The 2,953-nt window shown below is 38.7% G+C and carries 1 protein-coding gene and 1 pseudogene; both read right to left on the bottom strand.

The window, feature by feature from the left end:
* Positions 1-2,328: sugar-binding domain-containing protein (locus tag ACY65O_RS05170; RefSeq protein WP_462219782.1), on the bottom strand; the 2,328-nt coding region annotated here is incomplete at its 3' end.
* Between the two features lie 408 nt (positions 2,329-2,736).
* A pseudogene (locus ACY65O_RS05165) lies at positions 2,737-2,953 on the bottom strand (hypothetical protein); the annotation flags it as partial.

The raw sequence follows: 2,953 nt of genomic DNA, 5'->3' as shown, positions 1-2,953 counted from the left end.
TCCTGCTGTTGTTGTGGAACGAATTAAAAAACGATTCACCCCTCCTTCCACCGGAAAACTTTTTGCCAAAATATAATTATCCGGACCAATGGCCATGCCGCCACGCCATTCTGCCGGACCATCTAATTTATAATTGATCATAGTTAATGCGGTTGGGCAACGGTTGCCTTTTGCATCAATCACTTCCACTTCTGCTAAAGCAATATCATGACCATCAGCAATAAAATCTGTGGGGCGTTTAATATTTTTTAATCGTAATCCTACAGGTTCGCCAACAGTAATAATTTTGTCGGCACAAACCGGATTATTATTTTTATCATATCCTTTCGCACTAATGTTACCGGTTTTAAACGCCACATTTTTAAAAGTGAATAAGAAGCCATCGCTTTTAATTCCATAACCTAATGAAGTGCCGTTTACTTTCAATTCCACCTTATCGGCAGTGCTTATCACATAAATATCTTTGGTAACCCCAGCTGCATAATTCCAATGGCCCACAATATGTATATGTTGCTTTTCGGGGTTTACCCAACCATCCCACATTACTTCATGAGCATAAAAATTTTCTTTTTGTATTCTTAAGGCATCCACTTCCCCACTTCTGCGGTAATTGTTAGCGCCTCTGTGGTGTGTATTGGTTTCACTCCAAACAATATTTACCCCGCCAGCGCTTACCCGCTTTCCGGTGCCGGGTCTTTCGTTCCAAAATTCGAACCAGCGTTTTACATTTTCCACTGCATGGCTTTCCATATTGCGGTTGTAAGCTGCAGCAGATTGCCCGTTGTGCAAAGGCCCGTCGCCATCTTTATGAAACGGTACGGTGTAATCATCCCAAAATTTTCTCGAGCCTTCATCACGTGAATATTCCATTGCCCACATTGGTATGTTAGCACTTTTATTGGTGTACAACATTTCACCACCATACTCTGCTACTTTACTGTCCAGCATTTCACGGCTGCCAATAGCACGTCCACCAAAAGCATCGTATTTATTTCGGATGTCTTTCATTTCATGCATGTGTGCTTCGCTGATATTTTCGTTACCACATTCATAAAAAATTATACTGGGATTATTGCGGTTGTAAATAATCGCATCCCTCATTACATTTTTTCGTTGCTGCCATCTTACACCATCCACATCCCTTTCTGCATCGCCTGCCTGCATAGCCTGCAATAAACCTACACGGTCGCAACTTTCTATATCCTGTTTCCATGGTGTAATGTGCATCCATCTTACTAAGTTACCACCGCTTTCCACCATCAATCCATTGCTGTAATCACTCAACCATGGCGGCACGCTCAAACCAATTGCAGGCCATTCATTACTCGTTCTTTGTGCATAGCCATGTATCATTATTACACGGTCATTTAACCAGATCATACCGTTTTTAAATTCGGTTTTTCTAAACCCTGTGGTGGTGGTTACAATATCTGTTGGTTTATTATTGATGAGCAAACTGGTTTGCACATTGTATAAATATCCATAGCCCCAACTCCAGAAATTTAAACCGTTAACTAAAGATGCTGCTGTTATAATTTTTGTTTCGCCGGGTGCAAGCAATATTTTATCACCGGTAAATATTTTAATTAATTTACCATTGTAATCGCTGATTGCAACCTGGTATACTACCTGCTGAGATTGGCCGCTTTCATTTTTTACTTCACTCTCTGCATGCATGATTGCAGATCTTTCTTTAATGTTATAATTATCAGCATAAATATAAACACCAGTTGTTTGCAAACCAGCATACAATGGCAGTGTTTGATAAACTTTTGGTGTTACATGAAGAAATACATTTTTACTGATGCCCCCATAATTGGCATTAAAGTTTTTATCCTCCCATTGAAATTTTGTTTTGGTGGCTTTTTCCTTATAGTCCCAACTGTTATCAATGCGTACAGCAATTACATTTTCTGTATCACCAAAATTTACAGCCTCAGTAATATCAAACCCAAAAGCCATTACACCATTTTCGTGAAGGCCAATGTATTTTCCATTTACATAAAATTCGCCGGCTTGTCTTATCCCTTCAAATTCTAAAAATATTTTTTGTGCTTTTGCGGTAGCAGGAAGTTTAAAATGTTTGCGGTACCAGCCAATGCCGGTGCGTAAGTCCACAATATCTTTTTTAAAAGCATCGTCTTCGTTCCAGGCGTATGGAAGTGTTACTTTTTTCCAACCGGCATCGTTGTAATTGTTGTTGATGGCGGTGGAGTCATCGCCTGTAGATACTTTCCAATCGCTGTTGAAATTATATTTTTGCCGCTGAGCATTTGTAATTTGCAAAGAAACAACCAGTAGAATTAGTAAGCAAAAACGTTTGGTCATAATAATATTTTGAAAACTGTTGTTGAATGGTTTTTTGATTACTCAAAAAAAATAGCCACAAAGACACGAAGGCACAAAGGAAAAACTTCGTTTTTTAAATTCATTTCGTGAATTATTTTTTGCCACGGATTACACAGATTAACACGGATTTTTTATCAGGTTTTTTGTATTAATCCTTACAAATTCGAGTAATCCGTGGCCAATAATTTGCTGCGAAGCAGCAACCTTTGTGCCTTCGTAACTTTGTGGCTAAAATCTTTGCTGCACAGCAGCAATACATTTGTATTCATCTGTATTCTGTGGCAAAAAGTTCATTGCAAAGCAACAATACATTTGTTTTAATCTCTTACTCTTTTTTTATTTCTCAAAAAAATATTAGCACAAATTCGCCATTCTCACATTCAACATTTATCTTTTAATCTTATACACCTCACTCCCTGCCAGCAAAAAACATCCCAATCCAAAGTCTTCAAAATCAGGCTCACGGTCATAAGTAACCGGCTGCGATTCTTTGGGTTCTTTACCTGTGCCCTGCACCCAGCCTAAAAAACCATTGGCATGAACGGATTCTTTTGCCATCGCATTCCATGCTATGGCCTGGGGTATTAACAATAAAATTTTAGAT

Source organism: Ferruginibacter sp., assembly GCF_031430955.1.
In the GTDB taxonomy this organism is placed as follows: domain Bacteria; phylum Bacteroidota; class Bacteroidia; order Chitinophagales; family Chitinophagaceae; genus Ferruginibacter.
The sequence above is the reverse complement of the archived record's forward strand: the minus strand, read 5'-3'. Positions and strand labels throughout refer to the sequence as shown.